16 protein-coding genes, 2 tRNA genes and 1 rRNA gene are annotated in these 16,287 nt (G+C 65.7%); 16 read left to right on the top strand and 3 right to left on the bottom strand.

All coding sequences use genetic code 11. The features are described 5' to 3' along the window. From rrf to thiL, 8 genes are all read left to right on the top strand, one after another. Nucleotides 1–71, top strand: a 5S ribosomal RNA gene (gene rrf, locus LOC57_RS16585); the annotation flags it as partial. 139 nt (nt 72–210) lie between these two features. Then, nucleotides 211–984 carry a fumarylacetoacetate hydrolase family protein gene (locus tag LOC57_RS06335; RefSeq protein WP_227911741.1) on the top strand — a complete coding sequence of 258 codons (774 nt, stop codon included), beginning with the start codon at nt 211–213 and terminating at the stop codon, nt 982–984. Further along, the gene (locus LOC57_RS06340; protein ID WP_229958768.1) at nt 984–1,604 is read left to right on the top strand and encodes a hypothetical protein; all 621 of its coding nucleotides are present in this window, start codon (nt 984–986) and stop codon (nt 1,602–1,604) included. The genes LOC57_RS06335 and LOC57_RS06340 overlap by 1 nt, the downstream gene beginning before the upstream one ends. Before the next feature lie 39 nt (nt 1,605–1,643). Next, nucleotides 1,644–3,161, top strand: coding sequence for a glutamate--tRNA ligase (gltX, locus tag LOC57_RS06345; RefSeq protein WP_229958770.1), 1,518 nt, complete (start codon nt 1,644–1,646; stop codon nt 3,159–3,161). Nucleotides 3,162–3,170: 9 nt separating this feature from the next. Further along, nucleotides 3,171–3,896: an HAD family hydrolase gene (locus LOC57_RS06350; RefSeq protein ID WP_227911738.1), complete on the top strand. Its 726-nt coding sequence runs from the start codon at nt 3,171–3,173 to the stop codon at nt 3,894–3,896. 136 nt (nt 3,897–4,032) lie between these two features. Continuing rightward, nucleotides 4,033–4,104 (top strand) — tRNA-Gln (locus tag LOC57_RS06355). Between the two features lie 150 nt (nt 4,105–4,254). After that, a tRNA-Glu gene (locus LOC57_RS06360) sits at nt 4,255–4,330 on the top strand. Between the two features lie 138 nt (nt 4,331–4,468). Further along, nucleotides 4,469–5,479: a thiamine-phosphate kinase gene (gene thiL, locus LOC57_RS06365; RefSeq protein WP_229958772.1), complete on the top strand. Its 1,011-nt coding sequence runs from the start codon at nt 4,469–4,471 to the stop codon at nt 5,477–5,479. Nucleotides 5,480–5,499: 20 nt separating this feature from the next. Here thiL and LOC57_RS06370 read toward each other — a convergent pair whose 3' ends face one another. Both LOC57_RS06370 and LOC57_RS06375 read right to left on the bottom strand, forming a co-directional pair. After that, complete coding sequence (locus LOC57_RS06370; protein WP_227911736.1) at nt 5,500–5,925, bottom strand: potassium channel family protein; 426 nt, start codon at nt 5,923–5,925, stop codon at nt 5,500–5,502. A gap of 33 nt (nt 5,926–5,958) precedes the next feature. Continuing rightward, on the bottom strand, nt 5,959–6,678 hold the full coding sequence (locus LOC57_RS06375; protein WP_229958774.1) for an IclR family transcriptional regulator: 720 nt from the start codon (nt 6,676–6,678) through the stop codon (nt 5,959–5,961). 111 nt (nt 6,679–6,789) lie between these two features. Here LOC57_RS06375 and leuC point away from each other — a divergent pair, with 111 nt between their 5' ends. The 7 genes from leuC (at nt 6,790) to LOC57_RS06410 (ending at nt 14,599) form a co-directional block, all read left to right on the top strand. After that, entirely contained in the window at nt 6,790–8,247 is a 1,458-nt protein-coding gene (leuC, locus tag LOC57_RS06380; RefSeq protein WP_227911734.1) for a 3-isopropylmalate dehydratase large subunit, read from the top strand. A gap of 10 nt (nt 8,248–8,257) precedes the next feature. After that, entirely contained in the window at nt 8,258–8,857 is a 600-nt protein-coding gene (gene leuD / locus LOC57_RS06385; RefSeq protein ID WP_227911733.1) for a 3-isopropylmalate dehydratase small subunit, read from the top strand. 245 nt (nt 8,858–9,102) lie between these two features. Continuing rightward, complete coding sequence (gene murA, locus LOC57_RS06390) at nt 9,103–10,443, top strand: UDP-N-acetylglucosamine 1-carboxyvinyltransferase (RefSeq protein WP_227911732.1); 1,341 nt, start codon at nt 9,103–9,105, stop codon at nt 10,441–10,443. A 9-nt stretch (nt 10,444–10,452) separates the two neighbouring features. Continuing rightward, nucleotides 10,453–11,217, top strand: coding sequence for a lysophospholipid acyltransferase family protein (locus LOC57_RS06395; protein WP_227926061.1), 765 nt, complete (start codon nt 10,453–10,455; stop codon nt 11,215–11,217). Next, nucleotides 11,214–12,257, top strand: coding sequence for an NAD(P)H-dependent glycerol-3-phosphate dehydrogenase (locus LOC57_RS06400; protein WP_229958776.1), 1,044 nt, complete (start codon nt 11,214–11,216; stop codon nt 12,255–12,257). Before LOC57_RS06395 ends, LOC57_RS06400 begins: the two co-directional genes overlap by 4 nt. Before the next feature lie 11 nt (nt 12,258–12,268). Further along, a complete protein-coding gene (locus LOC57_RS06405) occupies nt 12,269–13,408 on the top strand; it encodes a D-alanine--D-alanine ligase family protein (RefSeq protein WP_229958833.1) in 1,140 nt (379 codons plus the stop codon). 153 nt (nt 13,409–13,561) lie between these two features. Beyond that, a complete protein-coding gene (locus tag LOC57_RS06410) occupies nt 13,562–14,599 on the top strand; it encodes an LCP family protein (RefSeq protein ID WP_229958778.1) in 1,038 nt (345 codons plus the stop codon). Nucleotides 14,600–14,607: 8 nt separating this feature from the next. Here LOC57_RS06410 and LOC57_RS06415 read toward each other — a convergent pair whose 3' ends face one another. Next, nucleotides 14,608–15,078, bottom strand: coding sequence for a DUF3515 domain-containing protein (locus LOC57_RS06415; RefSeq protein WP_227911728.1), 471 nt, complete (start codon nt 15,076–15,078; stop codon nt 14,608–14,610). Between the two features lie 92 nt (nt 15,079–15,170). On the opposite strand from LOC57_RS06415, the gene LOC57_RS06420 reads away from it, so the two are divergent. Next, nucleotides 15,171–16,172: an LCP family protein gene (locus LOC57_RS06420; protein ID WP_229958780.1), complete on the top strand. Its 1,002-nt coding sequence runs from the start codon at nt 15,171–15,173 to the stop codon at nt 16,170–16,172. The last annotated feature ends 115 nt before the right edge of the window (nt 16,173–16,287 follow it).

Here is a 16,287-nt window from a genome sequence, read left to right on the forward strand (position 1 = left end):
CGGAAGCTAAGACCCACAGCGCCGATGGTACTGCATCCGGGAGGGTGTGGGAGAGTAGGTCACCGCCGGACAAATTGTGGGGTGAGGCCCGTACCAGTGTTGGTACGGGCCTCACCTGTTTAACCCGACAACCCTGGTTGCGGCCTACAGGGGCACTGCTGCAGGGGTGCCCATGCCGGCATGGGCTGATTCTCCACTAGGCTTGTATCCATGCGTATTGCTCGATTTGTACAGGACAGCGACCCGGCGTTCGGCGTGGTCGGCGGAGAAGAAGGCAGCGAAGAAATTGCCGTCATCAAGGGAGACCCGTTCTTTTCGGGGATCCAGCTCACGGGGGAGCGGCACAAGCTCGAAGACGTTCGGCTGCTGGCGCCGATTATCCCGCGCAGCAAGGTAGTGGGCATCGGCCGCAATTACGCGGACCACGCCAGCGAGATGGGCAACGAGGTGCCGGCGGCACCGCTGATGTTCCTCAAGCCCAACACCTCGGTCATCGGCCCCAATGATCCCGTGGTGCTGCCATCCTTCTCGGACGAGGTCTCATACGAGGCGGAGCTCGCCGTCGTTATCGGCCGCATCTGCAAGGACGTCCCCATCGAACGGGTGGACGAAGTGATCTTCGGGTACACCTGCGCCAACGACCTCACTGCCCGCGACGTGCAGCGTACCGATGACCAGTGGGCGCGGGCCAAGGGCTTTGACACCTCCTGCCCTCTGGGCCCGTGGATTGAAACCGAACTGGACCCGGAAAGCACCGACGTGCGCGGTTTCCTGAACGGCGAGCTTGTTCAGGACGGCAACACGAGCTCCATGATCTGGGGTGTCAAGGAACTGGTGTCCTACGTGTCCCAGGCCTTTACCCTCTTGCCGGGCGACGTCATCCTCACCGGAACCCCTGCAGGAGTAGGCATCATTACCGACGGCCAGCGCTTCGAGGTCGACATCGAGGGCATCGGCCGCCTGGTTAACACCGTCCGCAGCTGATGTCCTCCGGGGCGGTCAGGCAGGAAGGCCACGGCACGTTCGCCGTGCCGGCGGCACTATGGTCCGCCGTCCTCCTGATTGCCCCGTTCCTCAGCTTCGCACCGGCTGCCGCATGGCCGTGGAGCGTAGGAGCGGCACTGCTGCTGGGTGTGTTTCCCGCCGTACTCATTGCCACTCTGCGGCGCCGCGGCGACCTGCGCCCGCTGCCGCCGTCGTCCCTGCCGCCCGCTGTGCTGGGCGCGGCCGCACTGGCAGGCATGACGCAATGGGCAATTCTGTGGCTGGACGGTCCGTTGGCGCTGTCCGCCGCCGCTTTCGGGCTGATCACCTGCGCCGTCCTCTTGATGATCGCGAACTGCTTTGCATCCTGGGACTGGCTGGACGTGTCCCTGGGCGCCGGCGTCGTCATCACCGCGGCGGAGGCCTACCTGTTGCTGCCGGGGGGTTACGGCCCGGCGGCCGCAGTGGTCCTGGCAGCCGGGCTGGGGACCGCAGTGGCCCTGCGTTTCCGCGAAGCGGCGCCGCACCACAATGACCGGTTCCGGCGCCTCGCTGCTGCTGCTGCCGGCGCACTTGCCGGGGGAGGAGTGTTCCTCTGGCTGCTCTCACATGCCCGGTGAGGGCCCTGCGGGGCAGAAGCGACTAAACTGGGAAGCATCATGACTAATGCGCCCACTCCCTTAGCTGACCTGCCCACCGTTACCGATGACACGCCCGTGCGCGTGCGGTTCTGCCCGTCTCCCACCGGCACCCCGCACGTGGGCCTGATTCGGACAGCCCTGTTCAACTGGGCCTATGCCAAGCACACCAAGGGCACCATGGTGTTCCGCATCGAGGACACCGATACGGCCCGCGACAGCGAGGAAAGCTTCCTGCAGCTGCTCGGCGCGCTGGACTGGCTGGGCATCACCTGGGACGAAGGCGTCAACGTGGGGGGTCCGCATGAGCCGTACCGGCAGTCCCAGCGCGGAGAGATCTACCAGGACGTCATCGCCAAGCTGCGCGACGCCGGCTACCTCTATGAGTCCTACTCCACTCCCGAAGAGATCGAAGCCCGCCACCGCGCTGCAGGCCGCGACATCAAGCTCGGCTATGACAACTATGACCGGGACCTGACCCCGGAGCAGATCGAAGCCTTCAAGGCCGAAGGACGCTCGCCTGTGCTCCGCGTCCGGATGCCCGATGAAGACATCACGTTCACCGACCTGGTCCGCGGTGAGATCACGTTCAAGGCCGGCACCGTTCCCGACTTCGTGGTGGTCCGCGCCAACGGCGCCCCGCTGTACACACTGGTGAACCCCGTGGACGACGCCCTGATGGGCATCACCCACGTGCTGCGCGGCGAGGACCTGCTCTCCTCCACCCCGCGCCAGGTTGCGCTGTACCGTGCATTGATCGACGTCGGAGTGGCGAAGTACATGCCGCTGTTCGGCCATCTGCCGTACGTCATGGGCGCCGGCAACAAGAAGCTCTCCAAGCGCGATCCCGAATCCAGCCTCTTCCTGCACCGGGAGCGCGGCTTCATTCCGGAAGGCCTGCTGAACTACCTGTCCCTGCTGGGCTGGTCGCTCTCGGCTGACGAGGATATCTTCAGCGTTGAGCAGCTGGTGGAGAACTTCGACATCCACAACGTGCTCGCCAACCCGGCGCGGTTCGACCTGAAGAAGGCCGAAGCCATCAACGGTACCCACGTGCGGATGCTCGAACCCACTGACTTCCGCAACCGCCTGGTCCCGTACCTGCAGCACGCCGGCTTGGTGGGGGAGACCCTCACCGGCCGTGAAGAGCAGATCCTCACCGAAGCAGCCCCGCTGGTGCAGGAACGCATCACCCTGCTCGGCGAGGCCCCGGATATGCTCGGCTTCCTGTTCAAGGCCGACGACGCCGTGGACGTTGCCGATGACGCACGCAAGGGACTGCCGGCGAACCTGGCCGAAGTGCTCGATGCAGCGCTGGGTGCACTGGAACCGGTCACGGACTGGACTGCCGAGAACATCCAGGCGGCGCTGCGCCAGGCCCTCGTGGAGGACATGGGCATCAAGCCGCGCCTGGCCTTCGGCCCCGTGCGTACCGCTGTTTCCGGCCGACGGATCTCGCCGCCGCTGTTCGAGTCGATGGTCATCCTTGGCCGCGATTCCTCGCTCGCGCGCATCCGCGCCTTCCGCGACGCCGCGTAGGAGCACCTGATGGGCAGGTCCATTGATGCGGTGCTGTTCGACATCGATGAAACATTGGTGGACCTGCAGGCTGCCATGGGCAGTACTCTGCAGGCAGTAGGGGCCGCGGATCTGACCCATTTCACGGCGGCGGACTGGGACGCGTATACCGCCCTGTTCGCCGCCGACCCGCAGGGCCACTACGAGTCCTATCTTGCGGGACGGCTGGACTTTGCCGATCAGCGGGTGCTGCGCCTGCAGCACGCTCGCGAGCAGGCGGGCCTGGCGCCGCTGGACAGCGACGCCGCCCGCGCCTGGAACGACGCCTACGAGCAGGCCCTGCCGCGCTACTTCCGGGCGTTCGACGACGTCGTGCCCCTCCTGGATGCGCTGGACGCCCGCGGGATTTCCTACGGGGCGGTGAGCAACAATGTCCACGACTACCAGCGGGCCAAGCTCGACGCCGCCGGACTGGAGCGCATCAAGGTCCTGGTGGGCATAGACACAGTAGGCGTCTCCAAGCCGGACCCGATCATTTTCCATGAGGGTGTCCATCTCCTGGGCGCCGCGCCTGAGCGCACCGCCTATGTGGGGGACAACCTCCGGGTGGACGCGGCAGGAGCTGTCGCTGCCGGGCTGCTGGGGGTATGGCTGGACCGCACGGACAACCCGTCACCGGTCCGTGAAGACAGCATGCCCGTGCCGGCAGACGTGCACACCATCGGTTCGCTGGCAGAGCTGCTGGGCCTGCTCTGACAGCAGCCGGAGAGGGGTGAAAGAGCCCGTTTTGTACTTGCTCCGGAACCCGTGTATAGTAATAACTCGTGCTGAGGGGTTGAAGCCCAAAGGAACGCGGCAGGGAAACCGGCCAAACGCGTCGCCTGAAGCACAGTGGGATATGGTGTAATTGGCAACACATCGGTTTCTGGTACCGACATTCTAGGTTCGAGTCCTGGTATCCCAGCGGTAACCAACAAGGCATCTGCCGGTTGGTCTCCACTGAAAGAGTATGAAATACTCTTTCAGCCGGTTCTTCGAAACCGGCAAAGGAAGTGCGCAGGCTAATCCACCCGTTGTAACCAACGGCTAGATCCATGCTTGCGGCACTGTACACGGCCCCATCGTATAGCGGCCTAGTACGTCGCCCTCTCACGGCGATAACGCGGGTTCGAATCCCGCTGGGGTCACCAGTAACCGGCTCCGGACAATATGTCCGGGGCCGGTTTTGCATTTAAGCCCCGGACGAGGCGAGGGGCAGCGGGGGCGGCGTGATAATTTCGAATCCGCACTCCTTCCCCATACCCCCACTGAAAACCGAGGAACAGACTGTGCCCAACGAGGCCCTGACCGTGGACCAGCTCGACGAGAAGGCACTCCTGGCCCGGATCTTCCCCCGGCTGGGGCCGGACACGGCACTACTGGGTCCGGGCGATGACGCAGCGGTGATTGCGTCGCCGGACGGGCGGACGGCCATTTCCATCGACACCCTGGTCCAGGATGCGGACTTCCGCCTGCTGTGGCCTTCGGGCTACCGGACCACCGGATTCGACGTTGGGTGGAAATGCGTGGCGCAGAACGTTTCCGACATTCGCGCGATGGGAGCCGTTCCCACATCCCTCGTCGTCAGCCTCACCCTGCCCGGCACCACGGAGGTGTCCTGGGTCGAGGATCTGGCCGAGGGGCTCGCAGCCGGCATCGCGGCCCTGGCCTTCGAACAGTGTTCAGTGGTGGGCGGTGACCTCGGCCGCGGGGACCAGATAGTGGTGACGGCGGCGGTAACCGGCGATCTGCAGGGCCGCCGGCCGGTACAGCGCTCGGGTGCACGCGCCGGGGACGTCCTGGCCCACATCGGTGCCTTGGGCCTGGCTGCAGCCGGCTTGGCTGTACTGGAGGGCAATGTCGACATGGCGGATCCCGAAGCGGCTGACGACCAGGAGCTGGCGGGGTTGGCTATGGCCCAGCTTCGTCCGCGGCCGCCGCGCGCCGGTGCCGGTCCCGAGGCGTCCCGTGCCGGCGCCACGGCCATGCTGGACGTCTCCGACGGGCTGGTACGCGACGCGGGCCGCATTGCCCGGGCATCCGGCGTGGGCATTGACCTGGACGCGGAATACCTCCTAGCGAAGGCGGCGTCCCTGGCCCCGGCAGCTGCACGCCTGGGCGCCGATCCGCTCGTGTGGGTCCTGGGCGGGGGAGAGGACCACGGTCTGCTGGCCGCCTTCCCGCCGGATGCTGCCCTTCCGGAGGGCTTTGCGCGGATAGGGCAGGTGCACGACGGCGCCGGCGTTACCTTTGGCGGACAGGTCCCACCGGCCACGGGCTGGGACCACTTCGCCGGCTGACGTGCCGACGGGCTAGACGGCTAGCGCAGGATATGGCGCTCCCGTATGCGCTGCGACAGTGACTGCAGCTCCTCCCGGGACAGGTCGGGCAGGTGTTCCAGCTCATCGAGCAGCCCGTTCAAGGAATCCCGGGAACGGACCCGCAGGAGTTCGTTGTAGAACCCCACAATGATGCCGGTCAACAGCGCGACCACCAGGATGCCGTACAGGGCCACCACCACGGTAATCAGCCGCCCCATGGGCGTGACGGCAACAAAGTCACCGAATCCGATGGTCGTAAAGGATCCGAAGAGATACCAGAGACTGTCTCCCAGCCCGGGAATGGCCGATTCGAACAACGGGATTAGCAGGGTGGCCACACCCAGGACGATGAGGAAGCCGTAAATGATGTAATCCGCGTTGGTGACCCGGACGATGTTCCAGAGCACGCGCATCCGCTTCATCATGCCTCCCGTGCATCGGAGACTCCCAATATAGGCTTAGTCGGCGTTCTTGCGCAGGGCTTCCGTCAGCTGGGCGGCTGCCTTGGCAACGACTTCGGCGTGGATTCGGCCGGGCTGGCGGGTCAGCCGTTCAATGGGCCCGGAAATAGACACGGCGGCAATCACCCGGCCGGACGGACCGCGCACCGGAGCGGACACCGAGGCGACCCCGGGTTCACGTTCGCCAAGGCTCTGGGCCCAGCCCCGGCGTCGGACGCCGGCCAGGACGGTGGGAGTGAACCGTGCGCTGTGCAGCCCCTCGAGCAGCCGGTCATGGTCCTCCCATGCAAGGAGGCACTGGGCTGCGGAGCCGGCCTTCATGGACAGCTGGGTGCCTACCGGGATGGTGTCCCGCAGCCCGATGGGCCGTTCGGCGGAGGCGACGCAGACCCGCCATTCTCCCTGTCGGCGGAACACCTGGGAGCTTTCGCCGGTGATGTCGCGCAGCTGCAGCAGCACGGGTCCGGCCGAGGCGATCAGCCGGTCCTCTCCGGCTGCGGACGCGAGTTCCACCAAACGGCCGCCGAGGACGAAACGGCCCTGGATATCCCGTCCCACGAGGCGGTGGTGCACCAGCGCCAGGGCCAGCCGGTGAACGGTGGGCCGGGCCAGTCCCGTGGCCGAAACCAGCTGCGCGAGCGTGGTGGGGCCGGCCTCCAGTGCATCCAGCACCATGGCCGCTTTATCGATGACTCCTACGCCGCTTGCTGTGTCCATGCACTGATACTGCCGTCTCACTATCTGAGATGCAAATCCAAAAGCTGGCGCGGCGGTACGGCGTGCTGGTTCCCTTAAGGCATCAGCAGTGAATCGTTAAGGGGTATCGGTATGGGTGAGCATGTGGCAGGCAGGACGCTTGCACAAAAAGTCTGGGACGAGCATGTCGTCCGCAAAGGCGAAGACGGCGCTCCGGACCTTCTCTACATCGATCTGCACCTCGTCCACGAGGTGACCTCCCCGCAGGCCTTCGAGGGCCTCCGGCTGGCGGGCCGCGGCCTGCGCCGCCCCGACCTGACCATTGCCACGGAGGACCACAACACGCCCACACTGGCCATCGACCGGCCGATTGCGGACCCGGTCAGCCGGACCCAGATCGAAACCCTGCGCGCCAACTGTGCCGAGTTCGGTGTGCGGCTGCATTCGCTGGGGGATGCCGAGCAGGGCATTGTCCACGTGGTAGGACCGCAGCTGGGACTGACCCAGCCCGGCCTGACCGTTGTGTGCGGCGACTCGCACACCTCTACCCACGGTGCCTTCGGCGCCCTGGCCATGGGCATCGGGACCTCCGAGGTGGAACACGTGATGGCCACCCAGACACTGTCCCTCAAGCCTTTCAAGACCATGGCCATCAATGTCGAGGGCACGCTGCGGCCGGGAGTCACCTCCAAGGACATCATCCTGGCCGTGATCGCCAAGATCGGCACCGGAGGGGGACAGGGCTACGTGCTGGAATACCGGGGTTCCGCCATCCGCTCCCTGTCCATGGAAGCGCGGATGACCATCTGCAACATGTCCATCGAGGCGGGTGCGCGGGCCGGAATGGTTGCCCCTGACGAGACCACCTTCGCCTACCTCAAGGGCCGCCCGCACGCGCCGCAGGGGCGGGACTGGGATGCCGCCGTCGAGCAGTGGAAGTCCCTGGCCACGGACGAGGACGCACAGTTCGACGCCGAGGTGTTCCTGGACGCCGACACGCTGGAGCCCTTCGTCACCTGGGGCACCAACCCGGGGCAGGGTGTGTCGCTTTCGGATGCCGTGCCGGCGCCCGCACACTTCACCGACGGGAACGCCCGGGCGGCAGCAGAGCGCGCGCTGGCCTACATGGACCTGGCCCCCGGAACACCCATGAAGGAGATCCGGGTGGACACGGTGTTCCTGGGCTCCTGCACGAACAGCCGCATCGAGGACCTGCGCATTGCGGCCGACATTATCCGCGGCCGGCAGAAGGACCCGGCGGTCCGGATGATGGTGGTGCCGGGTTCTGCCCGCGTGCGGCTGGAAGCCGAAGCCGAGGGGCTGGACCGGGTCTTCAAGGACTTCGGCGCCGAATGGCGGTTTGCCGGCTGCTCCATGTGCCTGGGCATGAATCCGGACCAGCTGGAACCCGGGGAACGCTGCGCCTCCACGTCCAACCGCAACTTCGAAGGGCGGCAGGGCAAGGGCGGACGCACCCACCTGGTCTCGCCGGTGGTGGCCGCCGCTACCGCCGTGCGCGGAACCCTCAGTTCACCCTCGGACCTGGACCCGCTGCCGGGTGCCGCCGTCGACGCCGCAGCTGCTGCCTAGGAGAGACCCCATGGAAAAAATCACCACCCACACCGGCATCGGTGTTCCGCTGCGCCAAAGCGATGTGGACACAGACCAGATCATCCCAGCCGTTTATCTGAAGCGGATCACCCGGACCGGATTCGAGGACGCACTGTTCGCCGGCTGGCGCAAGAACGAAGACTTCATCCTCAACCGGGAACCGTACAGTCGCGGCTCCGTCCTGGTGGCAGGGCCGGATTTCGGCACCGGTTCCTCGCGGGAACACGCCGTCTGGGCGTTGAAGGATTACGGATTTCGGGCCGTGCTTTCCTCCCGCTTCGCGGACATCTTCCGCGGGAACTCCGGCAAGCAGGGGCTGGTGGCCGCCCAGGTGGCCCAGGACGACATCGAGCTCATCTGGAAGGTGCTGGAAGACTCTCCCGGCACGGAAGTCACGGTGGACCTGCAGGCCCGCACGGTCCTGTGCGGCAGCGTCAGCGCCGGTTTCGAGATTGACGAGTACACACGCTGGCGGCTGCTCGAGGGCCTGGATGACATTGGGCTGACCCTGCGCCACGAGTCGGAAATCACCGGTTTCGAAGCGCAGCGGCCTTCCTACAAACCCGTCACCCTCCCGGCCCTGCCTTAGGAGGCAGGCAGCCGCCGGTTTGCCCCCGGCAGCGTTTCGTGCACCTAACCAAATCCCTATATCATTGACAGGCCCCGTCCAAGCGGGGCCTGTCCGTTTGTCCGGGCGGTGCAACGTGTCGGGAATCACCCCGACGAGGGGCCATGGCAAGGCGGCGTTATTTCAGTAAGCAGACGCTTCCTCCTATGCTTGGTTGCAGTCTCTTATTGCTTTTGGGGCCCAACTAGTTAAGAAATCAGGTGTTCATGGGTAGCGTTCTCACCATCCGAGGCGGTGTTCCTCTATCGGGGAAGGTACCGGTCCGCGGGGCGAAGAATCTGGTCCCCAAAGCCATGGTTGCGGCCCTGCTTGGCAACGGCCCGTCCCTGCTGCGCAACGTTCCGGAAATCAAGGACGTCGAGGTTGTCACCTCCCTGCTGAAGCTGCACGGCGTAGAGGTCACCAAGGACCCGGTAACCGGCGACCTCACGATGGATCCGAAGAACGCGAAAACGGCGGCGTCCAAGGACATTGACGCCCATGCCGGGGACTCGCGCATCCCGATCCTGCTGTGCGGGCCCCTGATGCACAGCCTTGGCGAGGCTTTCATTCCCGACCTTGGCGGCTGCAAGATCGGTGACCGCCCGATCGACTACCACCTGCAGATGCTGCGCAACTTCGGTGCCGTGGTGGAAAAGCGCCCCGGCGGCATTTCCATCTCCGCACCGCGCGGCCTCACCGGTGCCAAGCTTGAACTGCCGTACCCGAGCGTCGGCGCCACCGAGCAGGTGCTGCTGACCGCGGTTAAGGCCGAGGGCATCACCGAACTGCGCGGCGCTGCCGTGGAACCGGAAATCCTGGACCTGATCGCGATCCTGCAGAAAATGGGCGCCATCATTTCCGTGCAGACGGACCGCGTCATCCGCATCGAGGGTGTCACCGAGCTGACCGGGTACAACCACCGGGCGCTGCCGGACCGTAACGAAGCGGCGTCCTGGGCTTCCGCTGCCCTGGTCACCAAGGGCGACATCTATGTTGAAGGCGCGGACCAGAAGGACCTTACCGCCTTCCTGAACACCTACCGCAAGATCGGCGGCGCGTTCGACGTCGACGACGGCGGCATCCGCTTCTATCACCCCGGCGGTGCCCTGAACCCGCTGGTGCTGGAAACCGATGTACACCCCGGCTTTATGACGGACTGGCAGCAGCCCCTCGTAGTTGCGCTGACCCAGGCTGAGGGCGTCTCGATTGTGCACGAAACCGTGTATGAGAACCGCTTCGGTTTCACCGATGCACTGGTTCGCATGGGCGCCAACATCCAGGTCCACCGCGAATGCCTGGGCAGCGTCCCGTGCCGGTTCGGCCAGCGCAACTTCCTGCACTCGGCAGTTATCGCCGGCTCGGTGCAGCTGCGCGGCGCAGAAATCGACATTCCGGACCTGCGCGGCGGTTTCAGCCACCTGATCGCCGCGCTGGCAGCAGAAGGCACCTCCCGGGTGACCGGCATCGAGCTGATCAACCGCGGCTACGAGCACTTCCAGGGCAAGCTCGAGGGCCTCGGGGCGGACTTTGACGTCACGTCCGGTGTATCTGCCGGACTCCGGTAGCCTGACGCCATGAAGGAATCGACTAGGTCACGGGTAGTTTTCGCATTGCTGGCCGGGACGCTGCGGCCCGTGTTCAATGTCTTCCTGAAGAAGCACTGGCAGGGGGCGGAGAACCTGCCGCAGGATTCGGGCTTTATTGTGTGCCCGAACCACGTGACCGAAGTCGATCCCGTTGTGGTGGGGCATTTCCTGTACAACCAGGGCCACCCGCCGCACTTCATGGCCAAGGCCTCGCTGTTCAAGGCTCCCGTCCTGGGCCCAGCCTTGAAGTACAGCAACCAGGTCCCGGTGGAACGCGTGACCACCGGCGCAGCCGGGTCCCTGAATGCTGCGGGGAAGGCCCTGGCGGCCGGGCGTGCGCTGGTGATTTATCCCGAGGGGACACTGACCCGTGACCCGGACCTGTGGCCGATGAAGGGCCGGACCGGTGCGGCGCGGCTGGCCCTGCAGACCGGGGTCCCGGTTATCCCGGTTGCCCACTGGGGTTCGCAGGACCTGCTGCCCCGCTATGCCAAGCGTCCGTCGCTGTTTCCCCGCAAGGAGGTGCACCTGGTAGTGGGCAAACCGGTGGACCTCTCGGAGTTTGCGGGCCGTCCCATCACGAAGGCGGTGCTCGACGCCGCCACTGACCGGATCATGTCCGATCTCACCGACATGGTGGCCAAGCTGCGCGGGACCCAGCCGCCCGCCGAACGCTGGGATCCCGTGTCCAAGGGCCAGAAACAGATTGGCCGTTCCTTTGAAGCAGATAAACCGAAAGAGGCTGGACAGTGACCGCCAGAAGTGAGCACCCCGCCGTCGTCGCCGTGCTGGGCGCCGGAAGCTGGGGCACTGCCTTCGCCAAGATCGCCGCGGATTCCGGCGCCGGACGCGGCACCGAGGTCCGCCTCTGGGCCCGCCGGGCCGAGGTGGCCCAGGATATCAACGGCAGGCACCGCAATACGCAGTACCTCAAAGACACCGTCCTGCCCGAAAACCTGCGTGCTTCAACAGATCTCGCCGAGGTCCTTGCCGGAGCGGAACTGGTCGTCCTGGCCGTGCCCGCGCAGTCGCTGCGCGCCCAGCTGCAGGACGTTTTGCCCCTCATGCCCGCCGACGCGGTGGTGGTGTCCCTGATGAAGGGCCTGGAACGCGGTACCGACGCCCGGATGAGCCAAGTGATTGCCGAGGAACTGGGCGTTCCCGCCGAGCGCATCGCGGTGGTTTCCGGGCCGAACCTGGCCATGGAAATCGCCCGGCAGGAACCCACCGCCTCCGTGGTGGCCTGCACCGACCTTGATACGGCTGCATGGATTGCAGAGGCCTGTACCGCGCCGTACTTCCGGCCTTACACCAACGCCGATGTGGTGGGCACCGAGATAGGCGGCATCGTCAAGAACGTGATTGCCCTCGCCGTGGGCATCTGCGACGGCAAGGGCATGGGAGACAATACCAAGGCCTCGGTGATGACCCGCGGGCTGGCCGAGACCACGCGTCTTGCCCTGGCCCTGGGCGGCAACGCGGAGACCATGGCCGGCCTGGCCGGCATGGGCGACCTCATTGCCACCTGCTCGTCCCCCCTTTCGCGCAACCACACCGCGGGAACGCTGCTGGCGCAGGGCCTGAGCCTGGCCGAGGTCAACGCTTCCATGACCCAGACTGCCGAAGGCATCAAGTCCGCCCAGGCCGTCCTGGACCGGGCCACCCAGCTGGGCGTCTACATGCCCATCACCGAAAACGTCGTCGCCGTACTGCAGGGCGTAATTACTGTGGAAGAACTGGGCCCGCGGCTGCTGGCCCGTGAATTGAAATCCGAAGGTGTGTCCGCCCCGTGACTGTTGAACCCCTGCCCACCACTGCCGAAGAGCCCAGCCGTGCCGCCCGCCCCCGGGTGGCCGTCCTCTTCGGCGGACGATCCAGCGAGCACGCCGTCAGCTGCGTAACGGCTGCCGGAGTGCTGCAGGCCATTGATACGGCCAAGTACGACGTCGTTCCTATCGGCATCGCCAAGAACGGCCAATGGAGCCTGGTTGACGCAGATCCCGCCTCCTGGTCGCTGCGCTCCAGCACGCTGCCGGAGGTGGCCGTCTCCGACGACTCCGTGGTGCTTTCCTCACAGGACGGCAGCAGCGAACTCGTGGCGCACGGGCCCGGCAGCCTGCCGCGCAGCTTGGGCCGCATCGACGTCGTGCTGCCGCTGCTTCACGGACCATTTGGTGAGGACGGAACCCTGCAGGGCCTGCTGGAAATGGCCGATGTCCGCTACGTGGGCGCGGGCGTCCTGGCTTCGGCCGTGGGCATGGACAAGCACTACATGAAGGTGGTTTTCGCGGCCGCCGGGCTCGAGGTCGGCCCCTACGAAGTCATCACCGACAGGCAGTGGCGGCGCGACCCGCAGGCCTGCCTGGCCCGCGCCGGTGCGCTCGACTTCCCGTTGTTCGTCAAACCGGCCCGCGCCGGTTCCTCCATGGGCATCACCCGGGTGACCGATCCGGCGCAGCTGCCCGCCGCCATCGAAGCGGCCCGGCTGCACGACCCCAAAGTGGTTGTCGAAGCCGGGATCACCGGCCGGGAAATTGAAGTGGCCGTGCTGCAGGGCCGCGGGACCCAGGACCCGCGGACCAGCCAGCCGGGCGAGATCGCGGTGCGCGACGGCGGCCACGAATGGTACGACTTCGAGGCGAAGTATGTTGACGGTGCCGCCGTCGACCTCAGCTGCCCGGCGGACCTTCCGGCGGACATTTGCGCCCGGGTGCGTGACCTGGCCGGGGCCGCCTTCGAAGCTGTCGGCGGCGAGGGCCTGTCCCGGGTGGATTTCTTCTACACGCAGGACGGCAAGTTGACCATCAACGAGATCAACACCATGCCCGGCTTCACACCGGTCAGCATGTACCCGCAGATGTGGGCCAAATCCGGTTTGCCGTACACCGAGCTGATCGACGAGCTGATCACCCTGGCCCTGCAGCGGCCCACCGGCCTGCGGTAGGCGGCCGCCCTCGCCGGGCCGGGACCTGTCTCCGGGTAGGGTCCGCAAGTTTTCGGGTATGCCTTCCGTGGTTATTCTCAGGACCCGTGTGCCCCGTGCTGGCTACACTCGCATGTCTAGGACCGACCACGGACCCTGATGCGAGGACCGGCTATGCGTACGCACCCCTCTCCAGTTGCCCCATCCAAGGAACCCCCATCCAAGGAACACGGCCGCCGGAGGGTGGCCGTTAGGCGCGTGCGGAACGGGCTGTGGCTTGTGGCCAGCGTTGTCCTGGCCGCGGCACTGGTCCTGGGCGGCTACCTCTGGTCCTTGGCAACTGCCTTCGACGGCGGCAGGAACACCATTGTGGGGGCGCTCCCCTTGGACAAACCGCCGCGGCCTGCTGCCGCGGAAAAGTCACTGAACATCCTGCTGATGGGCAGCGAAGCAGGCAATTCCGGCAGCGCCGAGGCGGCACCGGACATGATGATGCTCCTGCACCTTCCCGGCGACCGAAGCGGGGTCTATGCACTGTCCATCCTGCCCGGTACTTCCGTGGACGTGCCCGGCTACGGCACCCGCCGGCTCGATTCGGCCATGTCGCTTGGCGGGGTCCCCCTGACCGTGGCAAGTGTGCAGAATATGTTCAACACCCCGATCGACCATGTAGCCATCATCGATTTCGAAGGCTTTCGGGGGCTCACGAGCGCACTCGGCGGAGTCACCGTGAACAACGGCACGGCATTCTCCTCCGGGGGAGCCAACGGCGACTATTTCCCCTCCGGACCGATCACCTTGGAAGGGGATGCTGCGCTCAACTACGTCCGGACCGGTCAGGGTTTCACGGATGGCGACATACAGCAGGTGAAGAACCAGCAGGCATTTGTTGCAGGTATCGTCGACGGGATGCTGACCCGTGGTCCGCTCAACAACGCCGTGACCGCGCGGGGCGCCATCAGCGACTTTGCTCCTTTCCTCAGCGTCGATGCAGGCCTGGACTCCCGCACGCTGGGAAGCATGGCAGTGAGCCTGCGGAGCATGCGGTCCCAGGACGTGCACATGTTCGCCCTGCGGACCAGCAACGGTGCCGGGGCGGACGGCGGGCCGGTACAGATCGCGGATCCCGGCCAGCTCGCCGGTATCTCCGGCGCCTTGGCTTCGGATACGGTTGCGGACTATGTCCAGGCAGCGGGAAGCGGCGCCGACTAAGCCGGAGGCTATCCGTCCAGTTCCAGGGTGTCCTCCGGGCTGAGGCACTGCGAGGTGGGCTCGATCTTCGATACCGCGTTCTGCAGTTGGACCAGGATGGTGGAAGAAGCCACTTCGTTGGGGTTAAAGACCACCTCCACGGCCGGTTCGCGGCCGTATGTTGTGGCGGTCCAGGTGTCTTCGTTTTCGCGCAGCACCCAGTCCACGCCGTTGACCTCGGCACACGGGTCCGTGGTGGGCCCGGGCACGGGCACGCCGCACCGGAGGATCGCCTTGGACGGATCGCCCCAGGCCGCCGTTGACTGGCTGGCGGTGTCCCGCAGCCGGTAGCCGGCCATTTCATCAGGCAGGGCCACCATTACGGCGGCGCAGTCTGGATTGGCGGCATCCGGGGCGGCATCAACATTGGCTGTCGCAGTGCAGGCCGTGGCGGAGACGGCCACCAGCAGCAGTACCGCGGGCAAAGCGTAGGACTTCATGCATCAAGGGTATCCGGCACGCCGAGGGGGACCGGAATCGGTCCCGGGATGCCCATGTATATACTTCGAACCCCGACGAGCGGAGGACGACTGTGAGCGAGCACCGGCTACCACCCGAATCTGACGCTAAGCATCCCGTACGCACCGCTTTGACCGTGATGCTCAGTGTTGTACTGGTTGCCGCCCTCGCGGCCGGCGGCTATCTGTGGCACCTGGCCCGGACCTTCGACTCGGGGAAGCAGACGCTTACCGGTGCCCTGCCTGCCGGCAGCCCGCAGAAGGACCCGGCTGCCGGGGATTCGCAGAATTTCCTGTTGATCGGCAGCGACAGCCGCGACCCGGGCTCGGACAACGCACGGTCCGACACCATGATGCTGGTGAACATTCCGGCGGACGGGAGCGGTGTCTACGTGATGTCGATTATGCGTGACACGTGGGTGGACGTACCCGGCCACGGCGCGAATAAGATCAACGCAGCCATGGCGCTGGGCGGTGTTTCCCTCACGGTGGAAACCGTCCAGGAGCTTTTCGACGTCCCGATCGACCACGTGGTGGTCATTGATTTCGAAGGATTCAAGGGGCTCACGGACTCGCTGGGCGGTGTCACGCTGGAAAACCATACGGCCTTCACCTCGCGTGAACCGGGCGCAGAGTATTTTGCGGCCGGAAGCATCCGGGTGCAGGGAGAGTCCGCATTGAAGTACGTACGGGAACGGTATGCCTTTGCCGACGGCGACTACCAGCGGGTGCGCAACCAGCAGGCTTTTGTGCGGGGCCTCCTGAACGGGATCATGGCCCGGGGGACGCTGCTGAATCCGGTGAAGGTCAATGAGATCGTGGGCGGAATGTCGCCGTACCTCAGCGTGGACGAGGGCCTGGACGCGGTGGCAGCCGGGCGCCTGGGCGTGAGCCTGCGCAAGGTAGGGCCGGAGGATGTGCACATGTTTACCTTGCCTAACGAAGGGGTGGGCACCTCACCGGACGGACAGTCCATTGTGCTGCCTGACTACGCTGCCATCGCGGAAATAGGGGCAGCCCTGGACGGTGGCACTATGGCCGGGTACCCGGGAGCCTCCGGCGCAGGGAAAGGGTGAATTGTTATCGGTTCTGTCACCGCCCTGCGGTAGGCTTCCTAATGACATAAACGGTTAGCGGCAAAGACGGCGAAGACCGGACGGGACGGGCCCCAGATGAGTGGCACAAGCAGGA

This window comes from Arthrobacter sp. zg-Y750 (assembly GCF_020907365.1).
Classification (GTDB): Bacteria; Actinomycetota; Actinomycetes; order Actinomycetales; family Micrococcaceae; genus Arthrobacter_B.